This is a genomic window from Rheinheimera sp. (genome assembly GCF_030824435.1).
Taxonomy (GTDB): domain Bacteria; phylum Pseudomonadota; class Gammaproteobacteria; order Enterobacterales; family Alteromonadaceae; genus Pararheinheimera.
In genome coordinates, this window is sequence record NZ_JAVBXS010000002.1 from 1 (window position 1) to 2987 (window position 2987).

Annotated in this window: 2 protein-coding genes and 2 pseudogenes; all 4 read right to left on the reverse strand. The window is 48.0% G+C overall.

The genetic code is table 11. The annotated features are described in order from the left end of the window. Nucleotides 1–317: pseudogene (gene rplC, locus RCH83_RS00020) on the reverse strand (50S ribosomal protein L3); the annotation flags it as partial. A gap of 29 nt (nt 318–346) precedes the next feature. After that, nucleotides 347–658, reverse strand: a complete 312-nt coding sequence (rpsJ, locus tag RCH83_RS00025; RefSeq protein WP_008899121.1) for a 30S ribosomal protein S10 — start codon at nt 656–658, stop codon at nt 347–349. Nucleotides 659–911: 253 nt separating this feature from the next. Then, nucleotides 912–2651 carry an acyl-CoA dehydrogenase family protein gene (locus tag RCH83_RS00030; protein WP_306517888.1) on the reverse strand — a complete coding sequence of 580 codons (1740 nt, stop codon included), beginning with the start codon at nt 2649–2651 and terminating at the stop codon, nt 912–914. Between the two features lie 261 nt (nt 2652–2912). Next, nucleotides 2913–2987: pseudogene (locus tag RCH83_RS00035) on the reverse strand (elongation factor Tu); the annotation flags it as partial.

Here is a 2987-nt window from a genome sequence, read left to right on the forward strand (position 1 = left end):
TCTGCGAAAACTTCAACAGTAATCTCGCTGCCGACTTGAATGTCAGCGCCTTCGTTGTCTTGCAGGCGGAATTCCCACAGACCACGACCGGCTTCAACACCAGCTTTTGCAAACTGACCAGCATCTGGTTTGTTCAGGCGAGAAGCCTTCACAGTGCCAGCAGTCACTTGCAGTGCGCTATAGCCATGAACGTCTTGCGTTTTGATGGCAGTAACGCGGTTTGGTGTTGCTTCGATTACGGTTACTGGGATTGATACGCCATCTTCAGTGAAGATGCGAGTCATGCCCACTTTACGACCGATTAGACCGATAGCCATATCCTAAACCTCTCTAAAAACCTGTCTGATTAGCCCAGGCTGATTTGAACGTCAACGCCAGCAGGCAGATCTAAACGCATCAGAGCATCAACAGTCTTTTCTGTTGGCTCAACGATGTCGATTAAACGCTTGTGGGTACGGATTTCGTACTGATCACGTGCATCTTTATTGACGTGAGGAGAAATCAATACAGTGAAACGTTCCTGGCGAGTAGGAAGTGGAATAGGACCACGAACCTGTGCGCCCGTACGCTTAGCTGTGTCAACGATTTCCATAGTTGACTGATCGATCAAACGGTGATCGAACGCTTTCAGACGGATGCGAATCCTTTGATTACTCATAAACCAAAGCCTCAAAGAGCAAAAAAGAGCAAAAATAAACATGGGCGTTCACACCACAAGGGGGGAATGCCTATGCACCATGTTACGTTTGCCCCCCAATCGGGGGCACTGTAGTTGCTTGGTCACTACGGCGCTATAAGCGACTGTCTGACCAGAGCACCAGTCATTTTAAATGACCGGCCGCGCATTATACTCAACTGAATAATAAACACAAGCCTCTGCTGTAAATTTGAGCAGAGGCTTTATGTGGTGATCAGAACAGCCCTTCCTCAAACTCGCTGATGACAGCAACTGGCTGGCGCAACAAAGAAATAAGGCCTTGTGCCTTTGGTAATATACGCTCGAAGTAGAACCGGGCGGTTTTACGTTTTGCCGCAATAAACTCCGGGCTATGTTTAGCTGTGTCTAATGCCAATAAATTTTGGTGCCACATATAGCCATAAAGCAGGTAACCCGTCAGGTCCAGAAGGTCGCAGGCTATTGCCGGCAACAACAGTGCATCTTGTGCCGCCTTTGCCAGCAGTTCAGTGAGCAGCTGCTGATATTGACCGAGTAATGCAGCCAATTCTGCCTGAGGAGCAATAGCTAAAGCGCTCTCGATTTCGCTGAGCAGCTCTTTTAATGCAACACCACCATCAGCTGCAACTTTACGCACGGCAAAATCCAGTGCCTGAATGCCGTTGGTACCTTCATAGATCTGGGCAATACGGACATCGCGCACCAGCTGCTCCATACCCCATTCCTGAATGTAGCCATGACCACCAAAAACCTGTTGTGCCGTGATGCAGGCGTCCAAACCACGGTCGGTCATAAAAGCTTTGGTTACAGGGGTTAATAAGTTGGCTCTGGCTTCGGCTTTTTGATCACCGGCAAACTTGGCCTGATCAAGCTGTTGGGCAACATAGACTGAAAAGCTGCGACCCGCTTCATTGATTGCTTTGATATTCAGTAACATCCGTCGTACATCGGCATGTCCCAAAATCGGGTCGGCTTTATTGGCATCTTTACCTGTGGTTCTGCCTTGCAACCGGTCTTTGGCATAACTTAATGCATTCTGATAAGCGCGCTCAGCAGCACCAAGACCCTGACTGCCCATCGCAAGGCGCTCGTAGTTCATCATCGTAAACATACAGGCCAGCCCTTTATTGGCTTCACCTATTAAATACCCGATAGCACCATCAAAATTCATCACACAACTGGCGGAAGCATGAATGCCCATCTTGTGTTCTACCGAGCCACAAGTTACCGCATTACGCGAGCCGGGATTTCCCTGAGCGTCCACCATAAACTTCGGCACCAGAAATAAAGAAATACCTCTGGAACCAGCAGGCGCGTCCGGTAGCTTTGCCAAAACCAGATGGATAATGTTCGACGTTAAATCATGCTCGCCGGCGGTGATAAAAATTTTGCTGCCGCTAATGCGATAACTACCATCCTGCATCGGCACTGCCTGTGTGCGCATAATGCCCAAATCAGAACCGGCGTGCGCTTCGGTTAAGCACATAGTGCCCGACCACTCACCACTATAAAGTTTAGGTAAATAAAGTGCTTTTGTTGTTTGGTCTGCATGTTGATTCAGGGCAACACAAGCGCCGGCTGTTAATCCCGAATACAGTGAAAAAGCAATGTCAGCACTACACATCATTTCTTCATAAAGGCTTGCCAGCGTTTTTGGCATGCCCATACCACCAAATTCGACATCACCAGCAAGACCAGTCCAGCCGCCGTCACACAACTGCTGATAACAACTTTTATAGTGCTCTGGTGTAGTCACCAGCCCATTCTCCAACTGAACACCCTGCTCATCTGCCAGTTTTGCCTGAGGGGCTATAAGCTCAGATGTGATTTTGGCAGCTTCTTCAAGGATAGCTGCGGCAGTGTCCTGATCCAACTGTTCCTTCAGTGCGACTTGTTGTTGCCAGAATTTAGGCGCTTGCCACACATCGAATAAATTAAACTGCATGTCTGTTAACGGGGCTTGGTACTGGCTCACAATGCTTCTCCATCTGGTACGATGTGTTTGTTCTATCATGCTGACGGGATAAATTCAAACGGTTGTTTAAATTTCCTTATTGCGTGGTGTAGTGCCAGCGTGACAATTCTGGTGGCAAACTTATTTTAGCGGGTATCAGATAGCTTTTTATAAGATGGTATTTGTTGGCTGGCTCGCCAACTAAAACAAGCTCGCGTTATCAATGACAGAAGAAAACCATAAAAAAAGGCCCCGCAGGGCCTTTTTTAAATCACCGGCTGATTAAGCCAGGATTTTTGATACTACACCAGCACCAACTGTACGACCACCTTCACGGATTGCGAAGCGTAAACCTTC

Coding starts and splice junctions, on each gene's coding strand:
- rpsJ (WP_008899121.1), bottom strand. CDS start 658: ATGAGTAATCAAAGGATTCGCATCCGTCTGAAAGCGTTCGATCACCGT.